The organism is Streptococcus sp. HMSC062H02 (assembly GCF_001813005.1).
Taxonomy (GTDB): domain Bacteria; phylum Bacillota; class Bacilli; order Lactobacillales; family Streptococcaceae; genus Streptococcus; species Streptococcus oralis_S.
In genome coordinates this window covers 1-25898 of the sequence record NZ_KV811102.1, presented here as the reverse complement: position 1 = coordinate 25898, position 25898 = coordinate 1, and the positions used below count along the sequence as shown (strand labels likewise).

The window sequence follows — 25898 nt, the reverse complement described above, 5'->3', positions numbered from 1 at the left end:
TAGAAAAGCCTGAATACACCGAACCTATCGGAACAGCAGGTCAAGAGGAAGCACCTACTGTTGAAAAACCTGAATACACCAAACCTATCGGAACAGCAGGTCAAGAGGAAACTCCTACTGTTGAAAAACCTGAATACACTAAACCTATCGGAACTAGCGGAGATCAGGCCGCTCCAAGCCTTAGCCTTCCTGACTATCCAGTTCAAGTCTTAAAAGATAAGGAGACTGGAGTAGAAATCATCGGTGGAGTCAGTGACCTAGAAGGAATTTCTCGCATCTCTAGTCGACGTGTCCTAGCTCAGGAACTCTTTGACAAGACCTATGATGCTTACGACCTACAACTTAAAAATCCAACCGATCATAGCTTGCAGCCAAAAGGCTCTGTCTTGGTTCGCTTGCCTATTTCAGCTAACGTAGAAAAGGTCTACTATATTACTCCGACCAAGGAGTTGCAAGCCCTTGATTTCGACGTTCGAGAAGGAAAGGCAGAATTCATCACTAGTCATTTCAGTACCTATGCTGTCGTCTATCAAGCTGCTGGAACAACCCTTAGTACAGATGAACAGCCAAGTGCTTCAGATGCAGAAACCTTGGCACACGAGACTGAACAACTTTCAGCTAGTCCGAGTCTTGCTAAAGCTGGAAATCATTCTCCTAAAGAAGAACTTCCAGCAACAGGAGAAGCATCTAACCCTCTGCTCTTCTTAGCAGGCCTCAGCCTAGCCCTTACAGCCACTTTTATGTTAAATGGAAGAAAGGATGAATCCAACTAACTTTTAACATCACAAAAACAGGATGAAGATCCCCTTCATCCTGTTTTATTTTGTCATCAAAAGTTAGTTTTACAGCAGGTATAAAACGGCTAGGGTCAAGAGACTTGCTAAAAGTCCAACTCCCCAAAAGAAGAAGTCAACCTTCCACTCGCTCCAAGGATTGCCCTTGCCTGAGAATCCTCCAAGCTCAAAATGGTGGTGGACAGGTGTCATACGGAAAATACGCTTCCCACCACTAAGTTTGAAGTAGGTGACCTGCATCATAACAGAGCTTGTCTCAAAGACATAGATAATCCCAATCAACAAAAGGGTCCATTCTTGGTGGAGAGCCATAGAGATTGCTGCCAGCATCCCACCAAGAGCCAAACTTCCCACATCTCCCATGAAGACCTTGGCAGGCTTGTGGTTAAAGACGAAGAAGCCTAGCAAACCACCAATCATGGCAAGAATCACAAGAAGAATATCCAGTTGATTTTGCATATAAGCAATCACACCGTAAGCTGACAAGCTAATCACTACTGAAATACTTGCTAGTCCGTCGATCCCGTCAGTCAGATTCACCGCATTTGAAAAGCCAACTAGCCAGAAAAGGGCAAAGAAAATATAGAAAATACCCAAGTGAACTTGATAGCCAAAAACTGAAAGCATATCGCCACCACGCTCATAAAAGAGGTAGAAGATCACTCCTCCAAGGAGCTGGAGAGCAAGCTTTTGCTTAGGATTCAAACCTTCGTTGATCTTACGAAAGACCTTGAGGAAGTCATCCAGAAAACCTACCAAACCATACAAAACCAAGATAAACAAAATCATGCCTACATTGTTGGTCAATTGTTGGGTAAAGAGAGCGACAAGGAAGCTCACAACAACTGCAACGATCAGGAAGACAAGACCTCCCATGGTTGGAGTTCCAGCTTTAGCTTGGTGTTGCTTGACATCCTCGTGCATCTGCTGACCTGTAATCTGTGCTTTTCGATAAAATCGGATAAAGGCTGGAATACCTATCAAGGTCAATAGAAAGGCTAGAACTCCAGCACTAATGGAACTAATCATCTTAATCTCCTAAAGTTATTTTCATTTTTTTAAGGTCTTTGAGGGCTGTATTGGCACGGACACTTTGTTTCTTGACCGTTTTGCCACTACCTTCCCACTCGACTTCTATATTCAGCCATTTGGCAAATGTTTGCACATTTTCATCTGTCCAGCCATACATATCAGGCATTTCTTCGACCTTATCTGACAGGATCAAGATTTGCTGATTGGCTTCCAAATTATCTCCTTCAGAAACCGAGAGTTCCTTGATCTTGGTTCCTGTTCCGATAACGATTGGTTGGACAAGGTTACGACGCAATTCCTCTGCGAGGTCACCTGGGGTAAAGTCCTTGGTAGCTGGCATGGCATAGCTTGTCGTCTTGCTGACCTGATCTAAGCTCTTGGCAGTTGACTGAAGATTGAGGGATTCTTTCATAGCAGAAGCCCGCTCAAGGATTGGATTAGCAAACTCTCCCAGCTGAACACCCGAATAATGCTCTGGCTGTTGCACCGTCACATAGAGGATAAAGTCAGGATTTTCTGCAGGATGCATCGACACAACAGAGAAGATATAGTTGGTTTCACCTGTAAGGTAACCCCCATTCTTCTCATCGGCAATCTGAGCTGTCCCTGATTTCAGAGCGACATTCTGTCCCGGAACATTGACATTTGGTTTTCCTGTACTGTGGTTGTACATGGTACCGTAGACAGGATCTGTTCCGACCATGACCATGTGCTCCCGAGTATAGGACGCTGCTGCTTTTGACACAGGATTTCCGACAATTTCCTTTTGAGACTTACGAATAGACTGGTCATTTGGATCATAGAGAGCACTAATAAATTTCGGTTCCAACATAACCCCATCATTAGCAATAGCTGTAAAGGCACGAAGCATCTGGGTCTGGGTAACAGAAATCCCTTGTCCAAATGAACTCATGGCGATATTGACAATATTATCAGCAGGCAATTGACCTGTGTACTCATCCGCCAGACCAAAACGGGTCGGCACCCCAAACTTAAAGCGGTTAAGGTAATCAAGCCAGGTTGCATCCCCCATCTTTTGCTCAAGCAAGGTCATCCCGATATTACTTGAGTGGGCAAATCCTTGAGAGAAGGTCATGGTGCCACCACTAGTCAATCCTTCATTGACGTCCCAGTCTCGAATGGTCGCATCAGCTATTTTCAATTCGCTACTGTTAAAGTATTCGCCACCAGGGAAGGTATTGTTATCAATGGCTGAGGCCAACATCATCACCTTCATGGTTGACCCTGGCTCGTAGTTACTTTGATAGAGGATATCACGCCAGACAAAGTCTTTTGTGATGCCATCCTTGGTATCTGCATTGAAGGTCGGCCGTTGGGTTGTAGCCAGGATTTCCCCTGTTTTAGCGCTAACCAAGGTAGCCGTCATATACTTGCCTTTTACTTTTTCCTGGAAGGCATCCATCTGAGTTTCCATAAAGGATTGCAAGGGACTAGAAAGGGTTGTGTAGACATCTTTTCCATCTACTGTTTGTTGAGAAGCTTGATCTGTACCCGGAACAATATTTCCCAGACGATCTTTCTCATAGGTGATGATCCCATCTGTACCCGCCAGAATGTTATTTAAAGAACTCTCCAAACCAGATGTCCCAATCAACCTTTTGGTGCCATCCTCATTTTCATGGAGTTGCGCTAAACCGATAAAGGAAGAAGCAAACTGTCCATTGGGATAACTGCGGTTAGGGCTAGTTGTAAAGTCAACTCCCTCAACGCCAGCTGTTTTAAGGTCATTTTTAATGGCCATCATATTGGCATAGGTGATCCCATTTCCCTTGGTACCAAAAGACACCTGTTTTAGATCTGGCTGAGAAAGTTGTTCCTTGACATAAGACTCCTCCATATCGAGGTATTTATGGAAAATTTCAGCTACCTTATTAAATTGAGAATCTTCTACATAGAGAATTTTGCCTGTTGCTGACTTGTAGGTCTTGTCAATAACAGCATAGATATTATAAGAAGTTGCATCCTCAGCAATAGGCGTTCCATTACGATCGTAGATGGTCCCCCGCTTGGCTGGAATCGTCTTGGTTGTTTGGTGAACCTTTTTGGCCTCTTGAACCAAATCCTTACCAAATTTTTTACCCGTTCCGATAATAACCGCAAAGTTCACCAAAAAGACAGCGAAGAGTATGACAGCCAATAAACTCAGGCTTTTCCCTACTCTTCTGCGGTTTTCTTCTGGAGATTTACGATTACGAACGGCATAACGGATGATTTTTTCTTTCCACTGTTTCATTTCTTACTCCGTTGCTCGGATATTTTCGTTATTCAGCTGCAAATCCTTGGAGTTTGCAATCTCTTTCAAACGTTCTGAACGAATCAATTCATTGACCTCTTGCTTGGCATCGTCTAGCTCGGTTTTCTTTTCTTCGATTTGAGCATTGACCTTGGTCAATTCATTCTGAACTTGTAATAGCTTGGTCTGCATAAACACAACGCTAATTGCCAGGATAATCATTGTTGCAGCAATCGAAACATAGAAGGCCTTTTCCACACGTGAAAAACCTTTAAATTTCGTTTGCAATAACTGGCTTGTTTTTTCGATTCTTTCTGCCATGTTTTTCCTCTTACTTGTGAATTTTTCTAGCCACGCGCAACTTGGCTGAATGCGAACGATTGTTGGCTTCTAGCTCTTCAGCACTTGGCAAGATTGGCTTACGGGATACCAATTCCATCTTGGGCTTAAGGTCATCTGGAATGAAGGGCAAGCCTTTGGGAACTTCCACTGTTGAAGCTTCCTTGAATAATTGCTTGGTCAAGCGATCTTCCAGCGAATGGAAGGTAATGACCGAAATTCTACCATCCAGAGCCAGCATGTCCATGGCCTGCTGGATAGATTCATCTGCAGCGCCCAGCTCATCATTGACTTCGATTCGGATAGCCTGAAAAATCTGCTTGGCAGGGTGTCCCTTTTTCTTGAGCTCCTTGGCAGGCTTGGCCGACTTGATAATCTCTGCCAACTCCGTCGTCGTCTCAATGGGTTTCACCTCACGCGCTTGCTCAATCTTACGGGCAATCTGTTTAGAAAATTTATCCTCACCATACTTGAAAAAGATCCGAACCAGGTCATGATAGTCATAATGATTGACCACCTCATAGGCCGTCAGACTAGCTTCCTGATTCATCCGCATATCCAGTGGCGCATCCTTTTTATAAGAAAAGCCACGTTCACGCTGATCTAGCTGAGGACTGGACACTCCCAAGTCATAACAAATTCCATCAATTTCCTGGACACCAGCCTCCTGCAAACGTGCCTGCAAATGACGGAAGTTGTCCTTGATAAAGGTTACCATCCCCTTTTCGATATAGGGCGCCAACCGTTTTTGCGCATTGTCAATGGCATTCTGGTCCTGGTCAAAGGCATAGAGATGCCCTTTTTCGCTCAATTTACTTAATAAATATTCGCTATGGCCTGCTCCGCCCAAAGTCGCATCAACATAGATACCGTCAGGTTTTACGTCAAGCATATCAATCGTTTCATGAAGCAAGACCGTTACATGATGAAATTCTTTTGTCATATCCTATCTATTTTACCACAAATCTGACCAGCTTGCACTTGTCAGACAAGGCTAAGTTTCTTCGAAAAAAATTCTCAAAAATATGTCATATATACTTGACACCTCATCCCCAAAAGAATATAATATAGTCAAATATATACGACATATCAGAAAGGAGACCCTATGAATCGTGTCAAAGAATTCCGCAAGGAACTGGGCATTTCCCAGCTCGAGCTCGCCAAAGATATCGGTGTCTCGAGACAGACCATCAACATGATTGAAAATGACAAGTACAATCCAACCCTGGAACTCTGTCTCAATCTCGCCCGCAGCCTCCAAACTGACCTCAATAGCCTCTTTTGGGAAGACGATTTTTAAAAAAGGAGCAAACAAATGAAAAAAGAAACTCTCACTGACAAACTCATCAAACGCACATACGGCATTTCTGGCCCCCTTGACGAACACAAACGGCGCGAGGCAGATCGTATCGGGAATCAGGTCTTTATCGTTCTCTTTTATCTCATGATATTTGGCAACCTCATTCCCTTTGTCCTTGCTTATAAATACCCGCAAATTGTCGCTATCGGCTATCCTCTCGTGGTGTTTGGCATTTCGATGATGGCTGCCCTCTATGTGGTCTCTCAAACCAAGAAAACGGGCATCACAGCTATTGATCCCGAAATGCTGAGTCAAAAAGAAAGTAAACAACTGCATTTTCCTGGTCTAAAAGCCGGTCTAATCTATGGCATGGGCATGTTCTTTGGAATACCGCTTCTGAATGTCCTAACCGATGATAGCAAGGATTATCTTGGTTCTCTTTTAAATACAGGGCATTTTGTATCAACTATCCTAGCTACTTTCGTCTTCGGAGTGACTATACAAATTATCGTCTCTCTTCGCATTCAAAAAGCAAAGAAAGACCAAGAAGACGACTAGGAGGTACCTTATGAAATCACTAGCTAGACTACTGATCAGTCATGTTTTTATCAGTATCTTTGTTACCTTTTTCCTACTTTCTGGACATATTGAGCATCCTTTCTTGATTATCTTTCTTTTATTCCTTCCTGTATTGAACAAGGGACAGAGATTCCAGAAAATCCAATCAAAAAAAATACGTCTTCTAAACTCATCTCTCTGTTTTATCCTCGTATCCTTTCCACAACTTTTAACAAATCCTATGGATTGGAGATACCTGGTATTTCTAATAATCTGTATCATTTTTAGTTTGGTTTACTTCTATACTCTCTATCAACTCTTTAAAGAAGTCAATCAAAAATCACTCATTTAGGAGATTACTCCCATGAAAAAAGAAGATTTCACCACTCGCTTACTCAAACTATTCTTTCACATACAAGGGCCTTTTGATGAATGTCGTCAAGAGATAATCTACAGGGCTTGTGCCCGTGCCTTGATCCAAATCGTTTACTCCTCCCTCCTACTCTTCTTGTTCTATCTCCTATTTGGACGCTTCATAGAGTTGGTTCGAGAGGCCATGCCCTACCTCTATTTTGGACTTATCTTCGTCCTCTCATCTAGGGCGAGACTAGCAGTTCGCGACTTACATTTGGACAAGGATGACCAGTCCGAAATCCATCACAAAAGCTACAGCAAAAGTCAAATCAAAGTTCGTAGTTGGGGTGTATTCATCAGTATTCCAATTGGCTTGTTTGTCTTATCAGCCTTTCACAAACTCTTTGTTCAGCATCTTCCCCTCAATACCTTTTGGGACAATCTCTCCCAGTTCGATAAAACGCTCCCTTTACTAGTCTTAGGTTTGGGAATTGGTGCCATCTTCGGAACCATGACCTACGCCTTTTTATCGGAACACGAGATGAAACACTCTGAATCAAGAATGCATAAGGAGAATATAGAAAAATGACCAGTATATATGATTTTTCTGTTTTGAACCAAAATAATCAAGCAACTCCCCTGGATAGCTATCGTGGCAAGGTTCTCTTGGTTGTCAACACTGCTACTGGATGTGGTTTAACGCCCCAGTACCAGGGGCTTCAAGAACTCTATGAACGCTATCAAGATAAGGGCTTTGAAATCCTAGATTTCCCTTGCAATCAGTTTATGGGACAAGCACCCGGCAGCGCAGAGGAAATCAATAGTTTCTGCAGTCTACACTATCAGACCACTTTTCCTCGCTTTGCCAAGATTAAGGTCAACGGCAAGGAGGCTGATCCTCTTTATGTTTGGCTAAAAGACCAGAAGTCTGGTCCACTAGGAAAACGAATCGAATGGAATTTTGCTAAGTTTCTCATTGGCCGAGATGGGCAAGTCCTTGAGCGCTTCTCTTCCAAAACAGACCCCAAAACCATCCAAGAGTCTCTCCAAAAATTACTCTAATTTCTTTTTAAAACGTATCCTTTCATTTAGTTTGAGCCATGAAAGGATGCGTTTTTTCTTTAAAAAGTAACTGATTTTCTTTAATTTATATTTATTTTTTTGCTTTTTGCTATTGCAATTCTTTCATTAATTTAGTATATTTGTTATATTAAAAGTTTTCAGTCATTTTAAGGGTGAAATGACCTTTTAAATTTTTTTATCTTAAAATGAAAGCGCTTTATAAACAGGAGGTAAGGTGGCTTACAAATTATCAGAGAGTTTTTTTCATTAAATCAAGTTGTAACCAAGTCAGACTTGGGCTCGGGCAGTAGCTGACTGCCTTTCTAAAAACTAGGAGTATATTATGAATCGATACCTTTTTGAAAAAGGGCAAACTTTTAGCATTCGGAAGTTGACTGTAGGTGTGGCCTCTGTTATCGTGGGACTGGCATTTTTTGCTTCTGGAACTGTGCGTGCAGACGAAACGTCTCCTGCTACGACATCCAATTTAGATCAGCAAATGAAACAAGTCGCAGGTATAGAAGAGACTAAGGCTGAACCAGTCAAAGAAGAAGGCCGTGTAGAAGCTGAAAAACAAGAAACACCTGTTGCAGATACTAACAGTGCTGACTTGCTCCCTGAAGACATTCAGGACCGTGCCTATCCCGACACACCTGTCAAAGAACTCGATACAACTACTATCGTTGACCAAAAAGCTAGTCCAAAAGTAGAAACTAAGAGCATTCTAAAGGACAAGGAAGAAGCTCCAAAGGAAGCCGAGAACGGAAACCGTGCTATCATTAACGGTGGACAAGACCTCAAACACATCAACTACGAGGGACAACCTGCTACTGCTGCTACTATGGTTTACAGCACTTACAACGCAGGGGAACAACGCTACCTCGTTTCAGGCTCAGGTATCTTTGTAGCACCTAATTTGATTCTTACCGTTGCTCATAACTTCCTAGAGGCCAATAAAGAAACTGGCGAAGGTCACATTCGTGGTGGAAAATCTGCCCAGTTCTACTATAACGTTGGTTCAAACAGCGAAAAGAAAAACTCACTTCCATCTTCTGGAACTACGGTTTTATTCAGAGAAAAGGACATCCATTTCTGGAACAAGAAAGAGTTTGGAAAAGGCTATAAGAACGACCTTGCTCTTGTAGAAGCTCCTATTCCTCTTCCGATTGCTAGTCCAAACAAAGCAGCAACCTTTGCGCCTTTAGCGGAGCACAAGACGCATCAGCCGGGAGAAGCCATCAGTACGATTGGCTACCCAACTGACTCGAGCTCCAAAGAACTGAAACAACCTATCCTAGCTGGTCAGCTTTACAAGGCAGATGGGACCATCCAATCTGTTGAGTCCTATGATGATAAGGGAACAACCGGTATTACCTACAAAACCACTTCTGTATCTGGTTTGTCTGGTGGCGGGATTGTCGATAGCCAAGGAAAAGTTCTGGGGGTTCACCAACACGGAACCGTTGACAATGGTGTGGCTGAAAAGGATCGCTTTGGTGGCGGACTCGTCCTTTCACCTGAACAACTGAAATGGGTGAAGGACATGATTGCCAAGTATGGTGTGAAAGGCTGGTACCAAGGAGATAACGGAAATCGTTACTACTTTACTGATGAGGGGCGTATGCTTCGGAACGAAACAGCTGTTATCGGAAGCAACGAATATTCCTTTAACCAAGATGGGATCGCTACCTTGACCAAGGGAGTTGAGTACGGTCGTGTGGTTATCCAACACGAAGACGAAGAAGGAAATCCTGTCAAAGATAATGACACCTTTATCGAACAGACAGCTGTTGATTCGCCATTTGACTATAATTTCAAAAAAGAAATCGAGAAAACGGACTTCTACCAGAAGAATAAAGACAAATACGAAATTGTATCCATTGATGGCGTAGCAGTCAATAAACAACTAAAGGATACTTGGCCTGAAGAGCACAATGTTGTCAGCAAAGCACCTGCCGGTACACGTGTCATCAAGGTGGTCTATAAAGTTAACAAAGGCTCCTTCAAAGTTTACTACCGTCAAAAAGGAACCACTACTGAACTAGCGGAAGCGACAGTTGATAACAATGACGGTCAAGAGTATGACGTTTCCTTTGTCAACACCTTCCATGCAAAAGACATTGCTGGCTACCGTCCAGTAAAAGCTAGCTTGGAAGCAACCATCCAGCATAAAGGTGTGAATGAGGTCGTCTTTGAATACGAGCCAATCGCTGATACAGCCAATCCAACGACACCGACTCCACCAGTGGCTCATCCAGAAGATAAAGAAACTGAGATTGGCAATCATGGACCACTTCCAAGCAAGGCTCAACTCGATTACCACAAGGAAGAATTGGCAGCTTTCATCCACTACGGAATGAACACCTATACCAATTCTGAATGGGGAAATGGGAAAGAAGACCCTCGATACTTCAATCCAACCAACTTGGATACTGACCAGTGGATTCGCACTCTGAAAGAAACGGGCTTCAAACGAACCATTATGGTTGTTAAACACCACGACGGATTCGTTGCTTATCCATCTAAGTACACCAACCATACCGTAGCTGCTAGCCCATGGAAAGATGGAAAGGGTGACCTTCTCGAAGAAGTTTCCAAGTCTGCTAGCAAGTACGACATGAACATGGGGGTTTACCTATCACCATGGGATGCTAATCATCCAAAATACCATGTTGCAACCGAAAAAGAATATAACCAATACTATCTCAACCAACTGAAAGAAATCCTTGGAAATCCAAAATACGGAAATAAAGGGAAATTCATCGAAGTTTGGATGGACGGTGCGCGTGGTAGCGGTGCCCAAAAAGTAACCTATACCTTTGATGAATGGTTCAAATACATCAAAGAAGCCGAAGGAGATATCGCCATCTTCTCTGCTCAGCCAACAAGCGTTCGCTGGATCGGAAATGAACGAGGTATAGCAGGCGACCCTGTATGGCATAAAGTTAAACGGGCCAACATCACAGACGATGTGAAAAACGAATACCTCAACCATGGTGACCCAGATGGTGATATGTACTCTGTAGGGGAAGCTGATGTTTCGATCCGTTCAGGCTGGTTCTATCATGACAATCAACAGCCGAAATCACTCAAAGAGCTGATGGACATCTACTTCAAGTCTGTTGGCCGTGGAACCCCGCTCCTTCTCAATATTCCACCAAATAAAGAAGGAAAATTCGCCGATGCAGATGTGGCTCGCTTGAAGGAATTCAAGGCAACCCTAGATCAAATGTATGCGACTGACTTTGCCAAAGGTGCCACTGTAACAGCAAGTTCTACTCGTCAAAACCACCTCTACAAGGAAAGCCACCTCACAGACGGTAAAGATGACACCAGCTGGGCGCTCTCAAATGATGCCACAACCGGTAGCTTTACAGTCGATTTGGGGCAAAAGAGACGCTTTGACGTCGTTGAACTCAAGGAAGATATCGCCAAAGGGCAACGTATCTCTGGTTTCAAGATTGAAGTCGAAATCAACGGACGCTGGGTGACATACGGCGAAGGTTCAACTGTTGGTTACCGTCGCTTGATTCAAGGTAAACCTGTAGAGGCACAAAAAATCCGTGTAACCATCACCGGTGCTCAAGCAACCCCAATCTTAACCAACTTCTCAGTCTACAAGACACCAAGCAGCATTGAAAAGACAGATGGCTATCCTCTTGGACTGGAATACCACTCAAACACAACTGCGGATACAGCCGGAACAACTTGGTACAATGAATCTGAAGGTGTTCGTGGCACTTCTATGTGGACCAATCAAAAAGATGCCAAAGTAAGCTATACCTTCACAGGAACCAAGGCCTATGTCGTCTCTACGGTCGATCCAGGTCATGGAGAAATGTCCGTCTACGTTGATGGTCAAAAGGTTGCCGATGTCCAAACTAAGAATGCTAGCCGTAAACGCAGCCAAAAAGTCTTTGAGACAGGCGATTTAGCACCTGGCCAACATACTATTACTCTTGTAAACAAAACAGGCGAACCAATTGCTACAGAAGGAATCTACACCCTCAACAATGATAGTAAAGGGATGTTTGAACTCGAGTCTACCAGCTACGAAGTCGAAAAAGGAAAACCAGTCACTGTTAAAATTAAACGCGTTGGTGGAAGCAAGGGGGCTGCTACTGTTCGCTTTATCACAGAACCTGGAACTGGAGTTCACGGCAAAGTTTACCAAGATACAACTCAAGATGTGACCTTTAAAGATGGAGAAACAGAAAAGACTGTTACCATCCCAACGATTGACTTTACTGAACAAGCCGACTCTGTCTTTGACTTCAAAGCCAAGCTCACTTCTGTTTCTGATGGTGCCTTGCTCGGTTTTGCTACCGATGCAACCATCCAAGTGATGAAAGCTGAATTGCTAATCAAGGATCAAACAAGCTATGATGACCAAGCTAGTCAGTTGGATTACAGTCCTGGCTGGAACCATGAAACCAATTCCGCAGATAAATACCAAAAGACAGAGTCTTGGGCTTCCTTTGGTCGCTTAACTGATGAACAAAAGAAAAAGACAACCGTAACAGCTTACTTCTACGGTACTGGACTTGATATCAAGGGCTATGTTGATCCAAATCATGGTATCTACAAGGTATTCCTCGACGGCAAAGAAGTTCCTTACCAAGAGGGTATGGGAAATGCGTCGACTATTGATGGTAAGAAATACTTTAGCGGTCACGCTGCCCAACGCCAAGGTAATCAAACTCTGGTTAGCCTAAAAGGTCTGGACGAAAACTTGCACGCAGTCACCCTTCAACTCGATCCTGATCGAAACGATTTGTCTCGAAATATCGGTATCCAGGTAGACCAATTCATCACTCGTGGCGAAGGTAGTGAACTCTACAGCAAGTCAGATATCATCCAGTCTATCTCTAAATGGAAAGATGATCTGTCAAACTTTGATCCAGCAGGTTTGAAAAATACGGCTACTGCACGTCAAGCTTTCCAAGCAAATCTAGAAAAATTGAGAAACCAACTCAGTGCTGGTGCAGTGGATGTTCAAGAAGTCATGTTGACAGTCAGTGCCCTACAAGATATCCTATCCAAGGACGAGAACTATCAAAGAGGCCAAGAGGAGCCTAGTCCAGAGCAACCGGAACAGCCAGAAGAGCCTGAGAAACCTGACCAGCCTGAGCAACCAGCCGAACCAAAACAACCGGAAATTGAGTATGATAAGGCTATGGACAGCTTGACAAAAGCTATCGAGAAAAAAGTCGCTGAGCTTGGATCCAACAAGGAAGCTAAGAAGAAATTATTAGAAATTGCTGACCAAGCCATTGCTGCCATCCAGGAAGCTAAAACTCAGGAAGCAGTCAATCAAGCGCTAAAAACTGCTCTCGAACAAATCAACAAACTCGAAGCAGCTCAGCCTGAGAAACCTGCTGAACCTGAAAAACCAGTTCAACCTGAAAAACCTACTCAACCGGAAAAACCGGCGCAACCTGAACAACCGGCGCAACCGGAAACTCCAGTTCAACCGGAAAAACCGGCTCAACCGGAAAAACCCGCTCAACCTGAAAAGCCAGTTCAACCGGAAAAACCGGCTCAACCTGAACAACCGGCGCAACCGGAAACTCCAGCGCAACCTGAGAATCCAGTTCAACCGGAAAAACCTGCTGAGCCTGAAAAACCAGCTCAGCCTGAGAAACCTGCTCAACCGGAAACTCCAGCGCAACCTGAGAAACCGGCGCAACCGGAAAAGCCAGCTCAGCCTGAAAAGCCAGCTCAGCCTGAAAAGCCGACTCAACCTGAGAAACCGGCGCAACCTGAGAAACCAATTACTTCTTCAAGTCCTGAGGAAGGGGTTAAAGACCTTGTCTTTACACTTCCAAGCTTAGAAATCGTCAATAAGGTCGTACCGTTCAAGACGATTCGTCGCGAAAACCCACAATTAGACAAAGGAAAAGAGCAAGTTCTATCAGAAGGGAAAGACGGTCTCTTAGTCGAGTATGTTGAAGTGGACGGTGACAATCGCAAGGTTCTCCAAACAGAAGCAACTCCAGCTCAAGATCGAGTGATTGAGGTAGGTAGCAAACAAAGCTCAGTTGGAACAGAAGCGCCACCAGTTGTGACTCTTCCTGAGTATGTTCTACCAAGAGAGACTGAAAAACCTGCGCCAGCCGTAACAGATAATTCATCATCAAAAGATGAAAAAGCTCCTGTTACAGCTACAGTCAAAGAAGACAAGGAAAGACTACTCCCTGCAACTGGGGAACAAGAAGCAAGTGCCTTCCTCTTCTTGGCAGCCATTACTTCTATCTTGTCTCTCCTCATCTTCCAAAAGAATTTCAAAGACTAATAACCCTCTTTGATTGATTCTTTCTAATGATTCAGTTCCCCCGTTGAGAAGACCATTTGGTCTTCTCTTTTTCTATCTGTAAAATTAAAAAACATCCACAAATATACATGGATGTTTTGGTATGACTCTATAAAATAAGATGATCATTGAGAATAGCTGTTCTCAAATCCAACCACGTTTTCAAATAAACGCTCATCCAAAAAAGAGAGTCCCTCTTGTCTTACCTCATCCGAACTACCATTATAAGTTTCTGCAAGAACTCCACAGATAAAAGATGGTGTTTCGAATTCCAATACCATGAGATCTTCTGACGTTCACAAGCCATCTTTCCTAAATCAAACTTCCCTCTTCTACACCTAGTCACTGACTACTATTTTTGAGTCCAGCGTATGCATAGGTTCGATTTCTGGGACACTCTTTTTCCGTCACCACCCTAAAATAAAAGCGATGCTCCCGCCCATCCTTGGCGTTTTCCTTGTTTAAGACAAAGTAGTTTTTCTGATTCATCGCCATAGTGCGTAGGATGTCATCGATCAAAAAAGTCAAAGGCACATTCATAGCAGAGTATTTTTGAAAATCCTCTTCAAAACGAATATAGGCTTCTGAAAAATAATCCATCTGCAGTTTGTTTTCATACAAGTCTTTTCTAGTCATACACTCCCTCCTCCCACAGTCGAATTTCGAGGACATCTACTACCTCTACCAGCCTATAGCCCTCATTGGTCCTAATAGATAGAGTTTGAGGTGATAATTCGCTTACCTCACCAATGATCGTGGTTTTATGCCTTCTTTCCTTGACTACAAAGCATCCCTTCAGTTGCCCGACATAAAGCTGTGAAAGCAAGAGCAACTTCTCAACGGGATTCAAACTCGTCGAAAAAGCAACCCGATTTCTTTCTTCACCGAGTGAACTAGTATGCTCTGAGAGGAAAAAGCCCATCCACTTCTGCATCCCTGGATCTTGATAGTCACGCGCAGATGGAAAGGGTAAATAAGAACGATCAATCATTTTAGTCCATCTAATCCTCCAGCAGAATGCCCCCCAATCAGCTTGCTTCTGGCAAGACTCCTAGAGGCTTCTTCCAGTGCATTGGCCTTTAAGAGGGAGGTAAAACCAAATTGTTCCCGAATGGCATCAATAGCCGTCTGGAGCCTTTCTTCTTTTTCTAACTTGTCAACATCATCAAAGAGGGAGATCAAGCCAAAGGACTCGTCCACAAATCCTGAATAGTTGACTCCGACACTTCTGATCGCTCCAGAAGTGTATTTATTATGAAATAGCTTCAAAACATAATCCGTTAAGATAGCTGTATTATTGGTCGGTTCGACCTTCATTTGTGTGTGAATAGACGACCTGACCTCCAGTTTAGAGAAACCAACATAGAGAGAGACAAGGGTTGTTTTCTTGCCCGCCCTTCTCAGTCTAATAGCCACCTGCTCCGCCATTTCTCGGAGAATAATTTCGATATCCCGTAGCTTCACGTAGTCTCTCGGCAAGATTTGAGAATTTCCTAACCCTTGAGACTTGGCTTTATAGGGCTTATGAACATTGCTCTCATCAATCCCGTTAGCATGAAACCACAAACGCAGGCCAGCCTGACCAAGTGTTTTCTGTAGCTGGTCTGGATTACTGGTGGCCAATTCTCTGATGGAAAAAATCCCCAGAGCATGCAAGCGTTTCTCCATCCGCCTGCCAATCCCCCAAAAGTCCGTCATCTTGGGAATGGCCCAAACCTTCTCTTCCACATCCTGGTAAGACCAGTTGGCCCTCATGGTCGGAGTGTGCTTGGCCTCATTATCCAGAGCCAACTTGGCCAGTAAGGGGTTGGCATTGGACATACCCACTGTAGAGTAGATCCCTGTCTGCCTCCAAATATCCCTCTGGATGCGAGCAGAAAGCATATCTAGCTTGTCTTTGCGAGAGATACTCTTGTCTGGGATGAAATAGTTGAGCGAACTAGTCAGATCGATAAAGCCCTCATCGATAGAGTAGGGATAAATATCATCTGGACTACCATAGTTTTGAAAGATTCGCTGGATTTCCATATTGACCGCTATGTATTCATCCATCCTAGGTGGCACAACCAAAGTCACTTGAGCCCAATCTTCGATGTAGCGAACATAGTCTAAGTCAGTAGGCAAGCCTTGCTTTCGAGCATTGTAATAGGAAAATTTGCGCGTTTTGATATCAAAAGGCAGATCATAGGCCCGGCCAACATTGGACTTGCCAAAAATCTTCTTAAACATGGGAGAGGAAGCTAATATAAGGCCAGTAGAATTATCCGCGCGACTCATGACACAAAGCGAGGTCTTCAGCGGATGCAAGCCCCGTTTCACACACTCAACGCTGGCATAAAAAGATTTCATATCGACAAAGGCAATATCACTTTTGGGCTCTCTGGAATAATCAAAGTAGCCCATAGGCTAACCCTCCATCGGCACAAAATTCCCAACAATAATCCCCACAATCCGAGGATCTTCCTCATAGGAGATGAAAATATCCTTGTATTTAGGATTGATAGAGACCAGACGCAAGCCATCTTCCTCCCGATAAACCCGTTTGATATAGGTCTGGTTGTTGCAAACCACTGCATAAACCGCCCCATCATAATCAAATCCGGTCTCTCGAATCAAAGCCACGGAACCATTTTGATATTTAGGTTCCATGGAGTCCCCAGCCACCCAGGAAGCAAAATCGTGGGCTAGTTCTTCATTAAAGTAAACGGTATCAAAATTTCTATCGTCATATACCGAAGCCCCGATCCCTGCTGACATGCGTTCATAGACACGATACTCGTAGAGGCGCTCTGGCATGGTCGCCACCTTCTGTGTTTGTTCCTCTTGAGCTAGGTTGCGAGCATAGAGCACAACCTTGTCCTTCCCTTGCTTGGAGAGGCTATTGTAGAGACGAACAATCTCGATCTGAGTGAAATATCCCTTTGCTACCTTTAAAATATTTTCTAGCTGGGCAACCTTCTCCTTGGATGGTTCCTTAATTCCACGTTCCCAAGCCGAGTAAGCCTGAAAACTGATCCCAAGTTGCTCTGCAATTTCCTTCTGTGTCAATTTTAACTCTTTTCTCCGAGCCTTGAGTTTTTCTGGTTGGTACATGATTCACCCCCTAGTGTGATGCTTTATTGAGAATATCTCTCTTAGAAAAACAAATCGACGGTTGAGCTTACACCTCTAAAACTCAACCAATTCGGTTTAGTTTTATTATATAAAAAAAGTGGACGATTGTCCACTGGGAAAATCAAATTTTAACAGACACAACTGGAGGTTCTGAACAAAAAACATCCAAGAAAACATTCTTGAATGTCCGTAAAGATTGATGACTCCATTAACCTTGTCAATAGACTGGAAATAATAATATTATGGCCTCCTTATCTCAAATACTGCTGTATGAACCCACTCATTATGAATGTGTAAGTCATTTTCTATCATCCTACTAAAGGTGAAACCATTTTTTATAAGCACCCTCTGAGAGGCTAGATTACCCGTTGCCGTTCCTGCAATGATTTTATTTAAACCATAAGTCGTAAAGGCCTTGTCTAAAACGAATTTAACCGCTTCGCCAGCATAACCTAAGTTAGTAACATTTTCCCCAATCCTATACCCAAGCTCTGCTGTTGTTCGATCATTCTCTAAAACACTTAAATTTATTCTTCCGACCATAACACCTTGCGAATCTCTAATAAGATGCATATAGACATCACGATTCCTTTGTTCCGCTAACAATTCCCTCGTGATTTCTTTAAAACCTTCTAAATCAAAATAATTAGCTGGTCTAGGAGGTAAATTTCGTTCAAAATACTCTCGATTTTCTTTTTCAAAAGAATAAACGTCTAGACTATTTTCTTCAGACAACAGCTCTAAACTGATCATTACAAAACTTCCCTTCTCAGCAAAAATATTGTTGGATAGAGTTTACATTCTCGCCTTAGGATCCCCTTTTTCCTTATTACGATAGTATGTAATAAACTCTTCCTGACTATTGACAATGTGCTCCTGTCCATCTACTGAGTTTTCCGCAGGAATTTTCACATTTTCAAATAAATTCGTTCCTTCCTTATACAAAAGCTGATAAATTGGCATATTGTTTTCGATACTTGGCTTATCAGCTAAAACTACAATCGAGCCATTATTATCTTCTAAAAGTTTTGCTGCTTCAGGGTACTTTTGACGGATAAGGGCATCTTTAGCTAGTTTTCCTTCTTTTGAGATTCCGATTTTCCAATTATACATAAAGTAGTCTTCAGACTCCGGCAGTAAAGAAGAAAAACTTGTCGCATCAGAATATTTTATATAATCTTGCCCCTTACCTAATTCCACAATCTTCCCCTCATCCAAATCAATAGATTTATCCACAAGAGAACCATCTTTAGCATTTTTTAAATGAATGTCTAACAATTCTCGACCATCACTAATATAGATACTAGAAGTAATTCCTGTAGGAATATAGTCTGAATCATAATCTCGAGTCATTTTAAAAATATCGTAGTCTTTGGAAGGGAAGTCCTTCGTCTTTATATCATAAACTGCAATCTTCCAATATTCATCTTCAATAGGCTCATTTCGATACATAGACGATATCGCCAATCTTTTGTATTCCTGAACAATCTTATTCTGGCTGGCAACGGGACTAACCCAATAAACATAGGTAGACTGTGATGCAAGCCAATAGTCCAATGGATTATCATAGTCCCACTTAATCGCCAAAGCTTTCCCATCCTCGATATATTTGTAGTCCACTATCTTTCTCTTAAACAAGAAAGTAGAGTATGGATCAACATATTTGTTCACATAGTATTTGTAGCCTAGGTAAGGCGTAAGTAAGAAAACTCCCACCAACATGACAATAAACACCGCTTTTTTCGAAAATTTCATTGTAAATCCTCCCAACGTTGATGACCCCTCAAATACTTTCTACTGTTGAAAGCATTTGTACTTTTTCAAAAAATATACGTATTTCTAGAAATAAAAAGAAAATGTCCTTCTCCATTATACCATATGCGTGATATCGTGAGAAGACGAGAAAAACAAAAGAAACCCACCTGAACATCATTCAGGTGGAAGAATAAACTGAAAGAGCAGCAGAAACAAGGCTAGCTAATGTCTTGTTGAAATTTATAAATCAAAAATGCCTCATTCACAAAAAACTGACCTAGCCCTAGCAACTCCTACTCTAATTTTTGCAACAGCTTTACAACTTGACTATTTTCAATCTTCACATAGTATACACCACTATCATTGACAAGTTTATCCTCTTTATACTTAGCAATTTTTACAGCATAAAGACCGCGTGGTAGGGGGTGGTTGGCAAAAAATTCCTTCATGAGCGCTTCAAGCTCTTTAAGATAGTCATCATACAAGAGATCTCTTTTTTCCTTCGGAACGAAATATTGAAATTCAAATATTGGTATAAAAATCTCTTTTTGGAAAAGATATTGAGCATCCATTGGATACATCCCTTGCAGAGCTTGGCCCTTGCTTTGATTTTCCTCTAATATTTCATTATAAAGATAGATATTATCAGATTGGTTATTAAATTCAAAACCAATACCTTGATACTTCAAATCAGGAAGTTGAGGATCTTTGATTGAACTGTCCAGTGTTTTTAAAAACTCGCTGGTTCCTGGACTAACTTCAATCCCTAAATAGGCTAATTCTGGGAAAACATCATAAATTTTTTTATCATTTTTGTGATCAACCTCTGCATCTGTCTTTCCATATGTTTCACTTTTCGAAAAGCGAGTATAGTATTTAAATCGAGTTTTAACCTGATAGGTTTTTCCAGCTATATTTTCACTATAGGTACCATGGATTATAAATCCTCCCACACTTGTATAGTTTTTCTCGTATTTTTCTAACTCAAACTGTCCTGTAAGACCGTAATTTTGATAAGAACGATGCACAGCTTGCTCAATCTCAGTTCGACTTGCATGGGCAAACAGCCCCCACATATCCATTAGAGAAAAAATCGGACTGAACACTGTGAAGATTACCATTGGGATCACTATGGATAAGCAACCTATTAATAGCCAATTTCTTTTCTTGGCGTTTCCTTCAGATTTTTTAGCAGTTTTCTGTTTCCTTTTTAAGATTAGAATGAGCAAAACCAAAAGCACTAATACTAATAAAACCAAGCTACAATCTCCTTTTACTTTGGACAGTTGTTAACAGGTAGATAGGAGACTGACAGAAATACTCGTCTCACCTGCTAACTTATCCTGAAATCCATAAACTCGTCTGAAACGAGGAGCAACCCTTGTCTCATTATACCACATGGGCGATACCGTGAGAAGATGAGAGAAGCAAAAGAAAACCACCTGAATTTGTTTCAGGTGGTTAGCTTCATGAGACTAGAAATAGTATCTATAGACCTTTATCTCTTTTTAGACTTCTTGACGTATTCCTTGTACATTTTTGACTTCTTTCCATACCACTCTTCGATGCTATAGCCATACTCTTCACGGTATTTCTCTTGGTTTTTATTAACTTCATTAAGATTAAATAGTGAAGAGAATGTTGATTTACTCAATGATATTAAGATAATAATGAGAAAGATTGGAGCGATGGGTGATATAGCCAAAAGTAAATGAGCAAGTAAATTTTTAAACCCTGAAATAAGAATACCAGCAATAAAATTTATAAACCATAAAGCCAAGATAACATTTGTATATTTCTTTATTTTCTCCTTGTCAATATCAAAAACTCTAGTATATGACTTTGTTATGAGACTATAAATAATATAGACAACTGCTACGGAATAAGCTAGCCAATAAATAATCCGAATGATTAAAAAAGGAACAAAGAATTGCAAGCCTAAAAATAGTCCAAAAATGCTTAAATGAATAAGAGTGAATAAGACGAGTAAATTGAGTATATAAGCATAAATTCTATTTCTTTTTGAAATGATATACATAATCATATACATCGCCCAATAAACAAAAAATGAAATACCAAAAACTTTTTCTGGGATGATTAGTTGATACTCTAATTCAGTAAGCGGCTGCAAAAAAGTTATACTATTCTTACTCATATATATTCCTGAACTAATCGCAAGATGAGGTGCAAGTATACATAAACCAAGAAATAATGGCATTACGAAAATCATTACTAATATATTCCATCCTCGCGTTGTTTCTAGTGCTTCATTAATATCTTTTTGCTTTTCTTCCATTTATTTTCTCCTATTATCCAAACCAGGATGAGGCCGCCTTCAGACCACCATTGAAAAAATCAGAAACATTCTTGCCCACACTTTTGACGGTCTCCAAGCCCTGGTGGATTCCATTTCCGATAGACTCCACTCCTGATTCTACCACGTCCACAGCACCATAAGCAAAATTTTTAACTCCGTCATAAACAGACTTTTTAAATTCTGGTGCAACTGCAGAACCGATAAGATTAAGCGTTCCTAAAGCAAAGCCAGCGAGGGCTCCAAATGCTGGAACCCCTCCTAGTGCTCCTGCCTTAGCTCCTAGCCACATACCATCTAAGGGACCAACATTAGATATGGTATCAATGGTACCACCGATCACAGACTTCCCGATTTTCCCTACAGCCGTCTTGGGATCGTTACCAAACAGAAACAATATTCTTCTCCATTATACCACACGAGCGATACCGTGAGAAGATGAGAAAAGCAAAAGAAACCCACCTGAATTTGTTTCAGGTGGTTAGTTTCATGAGACTAGAAATAGTCCCTATAAACCTTTATCTCTTCTTAGACTTCTTGACATGGTCCTTGTACATTTTTGACTTCTTTCCATACCATTCTTCGATGGTATAGCCATACTCTTCACGGTATTTCTCTTGATTTTTATTGACTGTATTCAAGTTCTCTAGAGTTACTACATTGGATTTAAAAAATGATACCAAAAATAGGCCTAAGAAAATAGGTGAAATCGGTAATAAAGCAAGCAACAAATGTGCCAGAAGGTTATTAAGACCATGGGTAAAGAGATTGATTCCAGACATCAACAACCATAAGAATAAAATAACATTCAAAAATTTTTTATAATATTCTGAGGAGAAATAATCCTTGCTAGCGCGCTGCTTTGTGACAAGGATATAAATAAGGTAAATCAGTGATAACACAAAACCAATCCAGTAGACGATACGAATTGCCACTAGGGGGATTAAGTATAAGATGGCTATAAACCAACTATAATAAAAAATCACAAGCACAAATAATTGAAAAATCTGAGTCATTAAATAAGCTTTAATACGATTTCTTTTAGAATTAATATAAAAATAAGTAAAATGACCACAACAAAACAAGAATAGAAAGACAAAGAAACTATTTGGGGGAATCAGGCTATTTTCTACTGATGTCAACTGTGTAACTAGTTCATGTCCATTTTTACTAGCCAATCGAAGGATTCCCATAGGAAAATATGTGCCCCAAACAATCAAAAACGAATATAGTGGTAGTCCAAAAATCGCCTTTACTATATTTAATTTCCGAGTTGTCTCAAGTGCATCATTAATGTCTTTTTGTATCTTATCCATTTATTTTCTCCTATTATCCAAACAAGGATGAGACCGTCTTCAGACCACCATTGAAAAAATCTGAAACATTCTTGCCCACACTTTTGACAGTCTCCAAGCCCTGGTGGATTCCGTTTCCGATAGACTCCACCGTCGATTCTACCACGTCCACTGCACCATAAGCAAAATTTTTAACTCCGTCATACAAAGCCTTTTTCTCCTCAGGGAAGAATATAGAGCCTGCAAGATTGAATGTACCTACTGCAAGACCAGCGAGAGCTCCACCTACTGGATTTCCTCCTAGTGCTCCTGCCTTAGCTCCTAGCCACATACCATCTAGGGGACCAACGTTAGATATGGTATCAACAGTACCACCTAGCACAGACTTCCCGATTTTCCCTACGGTCGTCTTGGAATCGGTCTTGGAATTGTTATAGTTCTTATAGATATTGACTCCCTCTTCCACGGCCAATACACCCCAACCTACAATTTCTCCTCCGATTTTAAACTTGTCACTTTTTATAAAATCCTTTGCTATATTACCAAGCCCTGTTGCATACTCTCCCATTAGAAAAGATGCTGCTGTTTTGACGTGTTTGAATCCCTTTGTAACAGGCCCTACAAGCTTACTTAACTTACTAACCCATTTAGTGCTTTTTAGTGCATCGGGCAGATCCATCATAAAGGTTAATACTTTTTCTACCAACGGGGAGCTTTGAAGGGCTTGACTTATTTCTTTACTGTATAAAAGTGTTTGAAATGATATTCCTTTACCACTTCCTGTATATAAAGTGTCTAGTAATTTCGAAAAATCATCAACACCCTTGATTCTATCTGCCGCAGCTTTCGCCCACTTACCAAGATCATTGGCATCTATCCCAAGGATCTTAGCGATTGCTTCTTTTTCACCTATTCCTGTCAAACTGGATATAAAAGCAAGAAAACTCTCTCTCGCTTTTATCACCTCTGCTTGTGAACTAATATTTCGGTCAATTGCAGAAATAGCTGATGCAACCGTTTGAGAGTCTGCTCCTTTTGAAACATCCAAAAACTTGGCGCTATACTGTTTATCTAGACTCACCACTCCATTTAGAGGATTACTATCGCCCTCGGTGGACATCTTCGTTAGTTGTGTCTCATATTCTTTCAGAGTTTCTAATTTGCTCTTAGCGCTCGTATAAGAGGCAAAGCCTTCTACAACACTAATATCTTGTCCATCCAGTGTATCAATATTCGCACTAACCTTACTTAAAAAATTATTTTCAACATCAGTAATCAAATCTGAAACTTTCCCCTTAAGCTCACTTGATTTACTGTAATACTCACTCATTGGTATCGTAAATACTCCATCAGCCATGCAAATCCTCCTTATTTCTGCTCATCCACTATCTTCTTAGCATCTTCATCTGCTTTTTTGATGATCTCTTCTACTTTTTTCGCATTTTCATTAGTCGTATGCCAATTAGTCTTTGCTTTTGTTAATTTTGCAGTTAAATCATTAATCGCAGTTTCCAATGAAGTAGCTGCTTCACCCTTAAGATTTGAACTAACGGATGTTTTTACATTTCCCAATTCTGTAATCAAGTCACTAAACCCATCCCCAATTTTTTGTAACTCATCTTGAAACTGTTTATGTTGATCTGCGATATATTTTATTTCTGCCATAATCTCTCTCCCTTCACTTAAAATGAAACAGAAGATTCAGCAGACGAAATCTCTTCAGCAAAACTTTTTGCACTTTCAGACAATACAATGCATTCTGCCACTAAGAGCTTTTGGTTTTTTAATTCTGAATCTACTTTATTAAATAATTTAGCATAGCCGTCCCCCAACAAATCACTTTGAAATAAACTAAATTGGGAAGCAGAAGTTGTCACACTTTTTGTATAATTATCAACATTTTGTATCAATTTCTCAACCGATGATACAAATGTTTCTTTGTCCATCTTGATAGTAGTCATGTTACCCCCTAATAAACCATACCCAATAGATAATCACGTACACTCGAATCCAAATCAGCTTGGCTAATAGAATCATATACTAGAGCTTTATTGTTTGCCGAATCTTTTGAATCGTACACCATACCCAATCTCCAACTATTTAAAGCGACATCAAGATCAAACATCGCTTGAATTTGGGATATTCTCCCATCAACCTCACTAAGAAAACTTGCCTTTTTGGCAGAAATATCTGCACAGTCGGCCTTAATTGTTAGAACATAATCATCAAACTTCGAATCAGCATTACCTTCCCAACCAGAAATATCTGTAGAAACACCTGATACACTATCTGTTGTATCTCCTTCTGTTATGGCAGTTTTAAAAGTATTCAAAGCAGCAATTCTTTCCTTATAATTCATCTACGACCACCTCCGTAAGAGTTTTGTTTAATCTATTTTCTTTTTAGGGATCGTAAGAGACTTCTCCCAATTTTGATAAATTTCTATGAAACGTTCTTCCTCTTCATCCACAAAACCTTTGAAAACAACTCGATCAATATTTTCTTGATTAAAGAATATTGTATTGTTTGGATTGATACCACTTGGGTAAAGACAACCCATATAATCTACAAACATCTCAGAGTTTGTTTCCTGATCCTGGTAAACGACCCCACGACCGATAACCATGAGTTTTTCTGTTCCTTCTTTTAAATACACTACTGTTCCTAATGGATAAAGTTTTTCTGACATAATTTATTCCTCGATTTCTTGTTTGATTAATTTTACTTTTTGAGTTCTTCCTTTATCATAAATATAGGCTTGATCCCACTCTAATTTTTTCTCTCGATTATTTGAATTGTGTTCCACAATTGATTGATCATATAAACGCATAGCAATAACTGCTGTTGTAATATTTTCCTTAATGCCTTTAATCACAGGATTTACCTTAAAGAATACCGATTTTGAACCCGCAGTAATAAAGTGCAGACCGTATTTATAAGCATTAATATACAATTGATAAAAATCATCTTCAGATATAGAAACTTTTTCAACAAAAGAAGCCAAATCCGGTATAACGATGAAAGTTTGAACATCTTTTGGAGTTTCTTTCCTGTTTGTTATCTCCTTATCAAGATTATTAAATAGATCTAAGATTTCTTCTCCTGAAATATATGCATTTGCTTTTTCTTTTAAGAATGAATACTCTTCGTTAGAGTCTACTAACAATACATGACCATTGTCTAGACAGTGATTAATTACACTAACTAGATGACAAATTGTATACTGAAGAGCTTGCTTACTTTCTGATAAAACTACAATATTTTTTAATGTAGATAGATTAATTGGGATAATCTCAGCTTCCTCGCAACTAATTGCAATCGGTAATGCATGATTTTGAATCGCTTCTTGAGTTGTAGGCAGATTGAGAAATACTTCCATCGTCAACTCCTCTGGTACCATCGGAATGGCACTTG

27 protein-coding genes and 1 pseudogene are annotated in these 25898 nt (G+C 40.9%); 7 read left to right on the top strand and 21 right to left on the bottom strand.

Annotation, left to right across the window (positions count from 1 at the left end; genetic code table 11):
• Nucleotides 1-773 (top strand): SIALI-17 repeat-containing surface protein (locus HMPREF2885_RS03415; RefSeq protein WP_148131122.1); only part of this gene is annotated, 773 nt, incomplete at its 5' end.
• Nucleotides 774-842: 69 nt separating this feature from the next.
• Here the strand turns inward: HMPREF2885_RS03415 and mraY are convergent.
• The 4 genes from mraY to rsmH are packed head-to-tail and all read right to left on the bottom strand — an operon-like array spanning nt 843 to nt 5362.
• Entirely contained in the window at nt 843-1823 is a 981-nt protein-coding gene (mraY, locus tag HMPREF2885_RS03410) for a phospho-N-acetylmuramoyl-pentapeptide-transferase (protein ID WP_070657091.1), read from the bottom strand.
• Nucleotide 1824: 1 nt separating this feature from the next.
• The gene (gene pbp2X / locus HMPREF2885_RS03405) at nt 1825-4080 is read right to left on the bottom strand and encodes a penicillin-binding protein PBP2X (RefSeq protein ID WP_070657088.1); all 2256 of its coding nucleotides are present in this window, start codon (nt 4078-4080) and stop codon (nt 1825-1827) included.
• Between the two features lie 3 nt (nt 4081-4083).
• The gene (ftsL, locus tag HMPREF2885_RS03400; protein ID WP_061587541.1) at nt 4084-4401 is read right to left on the bottom strand and encodes a cell division protein FtsL; all 318 of its coding nucleotides are present in this window, start codon (nt 4399-4401) and stop codon (nt 4084-4086) included.
• A gap of 10 nt (nt 4402-4411) precedes the next feature.
• Nucleotides 4412-5362, bottom strand: coding sequence for a 16S rRNA (cytosine(1402)-N(4))-methyltransferase RsmH (gene rsmH / locus HMPREF2885_RS03395; protein ID WP_000159388.1), 951 nt, complete (start codon nt 5360-5362; stop codon nt 4412-4414).
• Nucleotides 5363-5524: 162 nt separating this feature from the next.
• Here rsmH and HMPREF2885_RS03390 point away from each other — a divergent pair, with 162 nt between their 5' ends.
• From HMPREF2885_RS03390 to HMPREF2885_RS03365, 6 genes are all read left to right on the top strand, one after another.
• On the top strand, nt 5525-5719 hold the full coding sequence (locus tag HMPREF2885_RS03390) for a helix-turn-helix transcriptional regulator (RefSeq protein ID WP_001082470.1): 195 nt from the start codon (nt 5525-5527) through the stop codon (nt 5717-5719).
• Between the two features lie 15 nt (nt 5720-5734).
• Nucleotides 5735-6277 (top strand): DUF3278 domain-containing protein, encoded by a 543-nt coding sequence (locus HMPREF2885_RS03385; RefSeq protein ID WP_070657087.1) that lies wholly within the window; start codon nt 5735-5737, stop codon nt 6275-6277.
• Between the two features lie 10 nt (nt 6278-6287).
• The gene (locus HMPREF2885_RS10230) at nt 6288-6629 is read left to right on the top strand and encodes a hypothetical protein (protein ID WP_070657081.1); all 342 of its coding nucleotides are present in this window, start codon (nt 6288-6290) and stop codon (nt 6627-6629) included.
• 12 nt (nt 6630-6641) lie between these two features.
• Complete coding sequence (locus tag HMPREF2885_RS03375) at nt 6642-7220, top strand: DUF3278 domain-containing protein (protein ID WP_070657079.1); 579 nt, start codon at nt 6642-6644, stop codon at nt 7218-7220.
• Nucleotides 7217-7693 (top strand): glutathione peroxidase, encoded by a 477-nt coding sequence (locus HMPREF2885_RS03370; RefSeq protein ID WP_070657078.1) that lies wholly within the window; start codon nt 7217-7219, stop codon nt 7691-7693. Before HMPREF2885_RS03375 ends, HMPREF2885_RS03370 begins: the two co-directional genes overlap by 4 nt.
• 343 nt (nt 7694-8036) lie before the next feature.
• Nucleotides 8037-13988: an alpha-L-fucosidase gene (locus HMPREF2885_RS03365; protein ID WP_070657076.1), complete on the top strand. Its 5952-nt coding sequence runs from the start codon at nt 8037-8039 to the stop codon at nt 13986-13988.
• Nucleotides 13989-14131: 143 nt separating this feature from the next.
• On the opposite strand, the gene HMPREF2885_RS03360 is transcribed toward HMPREF2885_RS03365, so the two are convergent.
• The 17 genes and pseudogenes from HMPREF2885_RS03360 to HMPREF2885_RS03280 form a co-directional block, all read right to left on the bottom strand.
• Nucleotides 14132-14287: a hypothetical protein gene (locus HMPREF2885_RS03360; RefSeq protein WP_000242235.1), complete on the bottom strand. Its 156-nt coding sequence runs from the start codon at nt 14285-14287 to the stop codon at nt 14132-14134.
• Nucleotides 14288-14348: 61 nt separating this feature from the next.
• Nucleotides 14349-14642 carry a DUF5960 family protein gene (locus HMPREF2885_RS03355; RefSeq protein ID WP_000196988.1) on the bottom strand — a complete coding sequence of 98 codons (294 nt, stop codon included), beginning with the start codon at nt 14640-14642 and terminating at the stop codon, nt 14349-14351.
• Entirely contained in the window at nt 14635-14997 is a 363-nt protein-coding gene (locus HMPREF2885_RS03350; RefSeq protein ID WP_000567204.1) for a hypothetical protein, read from the bottom strand. Before HMPREF2885_RS03350 ends, HMPREF2885_RS03355 begins: the two co-directional genes overlap by 8 nt.
• Nucleotides 14994-16409 carry a Y-family DNA polymerase gene (locus HMPREF2885_RS03345; RefSeq protein WP_000540275.1) on the bottom strand — a complete coding sequence of 472 codons (1416 nt, stop codon included), beginning with the start codon at nt 16407-16409 and terminating at the stop codon, nt 14994-14996. The genes HMPREF2885_RS03350 and HMPREF2885_RS03345 overlap by 4 nt, the downstream gene beginning before the upstream one ends.
• A gap of 3 nt (nt 16410-16412) precedes the next feature.
• Nucleotides 16413-17099: an XRE family transcriptional regulator gene (locus tag HMPREF2885_RS03340; protein ID WP_000284670.1), complete on the bottom strand. Its 687-nt coding sequence runs from the start codon at nt 17097-17099 to the stop codon at nt 16413-16415.
• A 261-nt stretch (nt 17100-17360) separates the two neighbouring features.
• Nucleotides 17361-17873 (bottom strand): GNAT family N-acetyltransferase, encoded by a 513-nt coding sequence (locus HMPREF2885_RS03335; RefSeq protein WP_070657074.1) that lies wholly within the window; start codon nt 17871-17873, stop codon nt 17361-17363.
• A gap of 42 nt (nt 17874-17915) precedes the next feature.
• Entirely contained in the window at nt 17916-18875 is a 960-nt protein-coding gene (locus tag HMPREF2885_RS03330; protein ID WP_070657073.1) for a hypothetical protein, read from the bottom strand.
• 293 nt (nt 18876-19168) lie between these two features.
• Nucleotides 19169-20134 carry a hypothetical protein gene (locus tag HMPREF2885_RS03325; protein WP_070657072.1) on the bottom strand — a complete coding sequence of 322 codons (966 nt, stop codon included), beginning with the start codon at nt 20132-20134 and terminating at the stop codon, nt 19169-19171.
• 239 nt (nt 20135-20373) lie between these two features.
• Nucleotides 20374-21171, bottom strand: a complete 798-nt coding sequence (locus HMPREF2885_RS03320; RefSeq protein WP_070657071.1) for a hypothetical protein — start codon at nt 21169-21171, stop codon at nt 20374-20376.
• 13 nt (nt 21172-21184) lie between these two features.
• On the bottom strand, nt 21185-21586 hold the full coding sequence (locus HMPREF2885_RS03315) for a hypothetical protein (protein ID WP_049478807.1): 402 nt from the start codon (nt 21584-21586) through the stop codon (nt 21185-21187).
• A gap of 121 nt (nt 21587-21707) precedes the next feature.
• A complete protein-coding gene (locus HMPREF2885_RS03310; RefSeq protein ID WP_070657069.1) occupies nt 21708-22505 on the bottom strand; it encodes a hypothetical protein in 798 nt (265 codons plus the stop codon).
• Nucleotides 22506-22518: 13 nt separating this feature from the next.
• Nucleotides 22519-23841: a hypothetical protein gene (locus tag HMPREF2885_RS03305; protein ID WP_070657067.1), complete on the bottom strand. Its 1323-nt coding sequence runs from the start codon at nt 23839-23841 to the stop codon at nt 22519-22521.
• Nucleotides 23842-23852: 11 nt separating this feature from the next.
• A complete protein-coding gene (locus HMPREF2885_RS03300) occupies nt 23853-24149 on the bottom strand; it encodes a peptidase (protein WP_070657065.1) in 297 nt (98 codons plus the stop codon).
• Between the two features lie 17 nt (nt 24150-24166).
• Nucleotides 24167-24445, bottom strand: a complete 279-nt coding sequence (locus HMPREF2885_RS03295) for a hypothetical protein (RefSeq protein WP_070657062.1) — start codon at nt 24443-24445, stop codon at nt 24167-24169.
• 8 nt (nt 24446-24453) lie between these two features.
• Entirely contained in the window at nt 24454-24843 is a 390-nt protein-coding gene (locus HMPREF2885_RS03290; protein WP_070657058.1) for a hypothetical protein, read from the bottom strand.
• Between the two features lie 27 nt (nt 24844-24870).
• Nucleotides 24871-25173 (bottom strand): DUF4176 domain-containing protein, encoded by a 303-nt coding sequence (locus tag HMPREF2885_RS03285; RefSeq protein WP_041170803.1) that lies wholly within the window; start codon nt 25171-25173, stop codon nt 24871-24873.
• A gap of 3 nt (nt 25174-25176) precedes the next feature.
• Nucleotides 25177-25898 (bottom strand): annotated as a pseudogene (locus HMPREF2885_RS03280) (type VII secretion protein EssC); the annotation flags it as partial.

Excerpts from the sequence above, each read along its gene's own strand:
- mraY (WP_070657091.1), bottom strand. The coding sequence starts at position 1,823 with ATGATTAGTTCCATTAGTGCTGGAGTTCTAGCCTTTCTATTGACCTTG.
- pbp2X (WP_070657088.1), bottom strand. The coding sequence starts at position 4,080 with ATGAAACAGTGGAAAGAAAAAATCATCCGTTATGCCGTTCGTAATCGT.
- ftsL (WP_061587541.1), bottom strand. The coding sequence starts at position 4,401 with ATGGCAGAAAGAATCGAAAAAACAAGCCAGTTATTGCAAACGAAATTT.
- rsmH (WP_000159388.1), bottom strand. The coding sequence starts at position 5,362 with ATGACAAAAGAATTTCATCATGTAACGGTCTTGCTTCATGAAACGATT.
- HMPREF2885_RS03390 (WP_001082470.1), top strand. The coding sequence starts at position 5,525 with ATGAATCGTGTCAAAGAATTCCGCAAGGAACTGGGCATTTCCCAGCTC.
- HMPREF2885_RS03385 (WP_070657087.1), top strand. The coding sequence starts at position 5,735 with ATGAAAAAAGAAACTCTCACTGACAAACTCATCAAACGCACATACGGC.
- HMPREF2885_RS10230 (WP_070657081.1), top strand. The coding sequence starts at position 6,288 with ATGAAATCACTAGCTAGACTACTGATCAGTCATGTTTTTATCAGTATC.
- HMPREF2885_RS03375 (WP_070657079.1), top strand. The coding sequence starts at position 6,642 with ATGAAAAAAGAAGATTTCACCACTCGCTTACTCAAACTATTCTTTCAC.
- HMPREF2885_RS03370 (WP_070657078.1), top strand. The coding sequence starts at position 7,217 with ATGACCAGTATATATGATTTTTCTGTTTTGAACCAAAATAATCAAGCA.
- HMPREF2885_RS03365 (WP_070657076.1), top strand. The coding sequence starts at position 8,037 with ATGAATCGATACCTTTTTGAAAAAGGGCAAACTTTTAGCATTCGGAAG.
- HMPREF2885_RS03360 (WP_000242235.1), bottom strand. The coding sequence starts at position 14,287 with ATGGTATTGGAATTCGAAACACCATCTTTTATCTGTGGAGTTCTTGCA.
- HMPREF2885_RS03355 (WP_000196988.1), bottom strand. The coding sequence starts at position 14,642 with ATGACTAGAAAAGACTTGTATGAAAACAAACTGCAGATGGATTATTTT.
- HMPREF2885_RS03350 (WP_000567204.1), bottom strand. The coding sequence starts at position 14,997 with ATGATTGATCGTTCTTATTTACCCTTTCCATCTGCGCGTGACTATCAA.
- HMPREF2885_RS03345 (WP_000540275.1), bottom strand. The coding sequence starts at position 16,409 with ATGGGCTACTTTGATTATTCCAGAGAGCCCAAAAGTGATATTGCCTTT.
- HMPREF2885_RS03340 (WP_000284670.1), bottom strand. The coding sequence starts at position 17,099 with ATGTACCAACCAGAAAAACTCAAGGCTCGGAGAAAAGAGTTAAAATTG.
- HMPREF2885_RS03335 (WP_070657074.1), bottom strand. The coding sequence starts at position 17,873 with ATGATCAGTTTAGAGCTGTTGTCTGAAGAAAATAGTCTAGACGTTTAT.
- HMPREF2885_RS03330 (WP_070657073.1), bottom strand. The coding sequence starts at position 18,875 with ATGAAATTTTCGAAAAAAGCGGTGTTTATTGTCATGTTGGTGGGAGTT.
- HMPREF2885_RS03320 (WP_070657071.1), bottom strand. The coding sequence starts at position 21,171 with ATGGAAGAAAAGCAAAAAGATATTAATGAAGCACTAGAAACAACGCGA.
- HMPREF2885_RS03310 (WP_070657069.1), bottom strand. The coding sequence starts at position 22,505 with ATGGATAAGATACAAAAAGACATTAATGATGCACTTGAGACAACTCGG.
- HMPREF2885_RS03305 (WP_070657067.1), bottom strand. The coding sequence starts at position 23,841 with ATGGCTGATGGAGTATTTACGATACCAATGAGTGAGTATTACAGTAAA.
- HMPREF2885_RS03300 (WP_070657065.1), bottom strand. The coding sequence starts at position 24,149 with ATGGCAGAAATAAAATATATCGCAGATCAACATAAACAGTTTCAAGAT.
- HMPREF2885_RS03295 (WP_070657062.1), bottom strand. The coding sequence starts at position 24,445 with ATGACTACTATCAAGATGGACAAAGAAACATTTGTATCATCGGTTGAG.
- HMPREF2885_RS03290 (WP_070657058.1), bottom strand. The coding sequence starts at position 24,843 with ATGAATTATAAGGAAAGAATTGCTGCTTTGAATACTTTTAAAACTGCC.
- HMPREF2885_RS03285 (WP_041170803.1), bottom strand. The coding sequence starts at position 25,173 with ATGTCAGAAAAACTTTATCCATTAGGAACAGTAGTGTATTTAAAAGAA.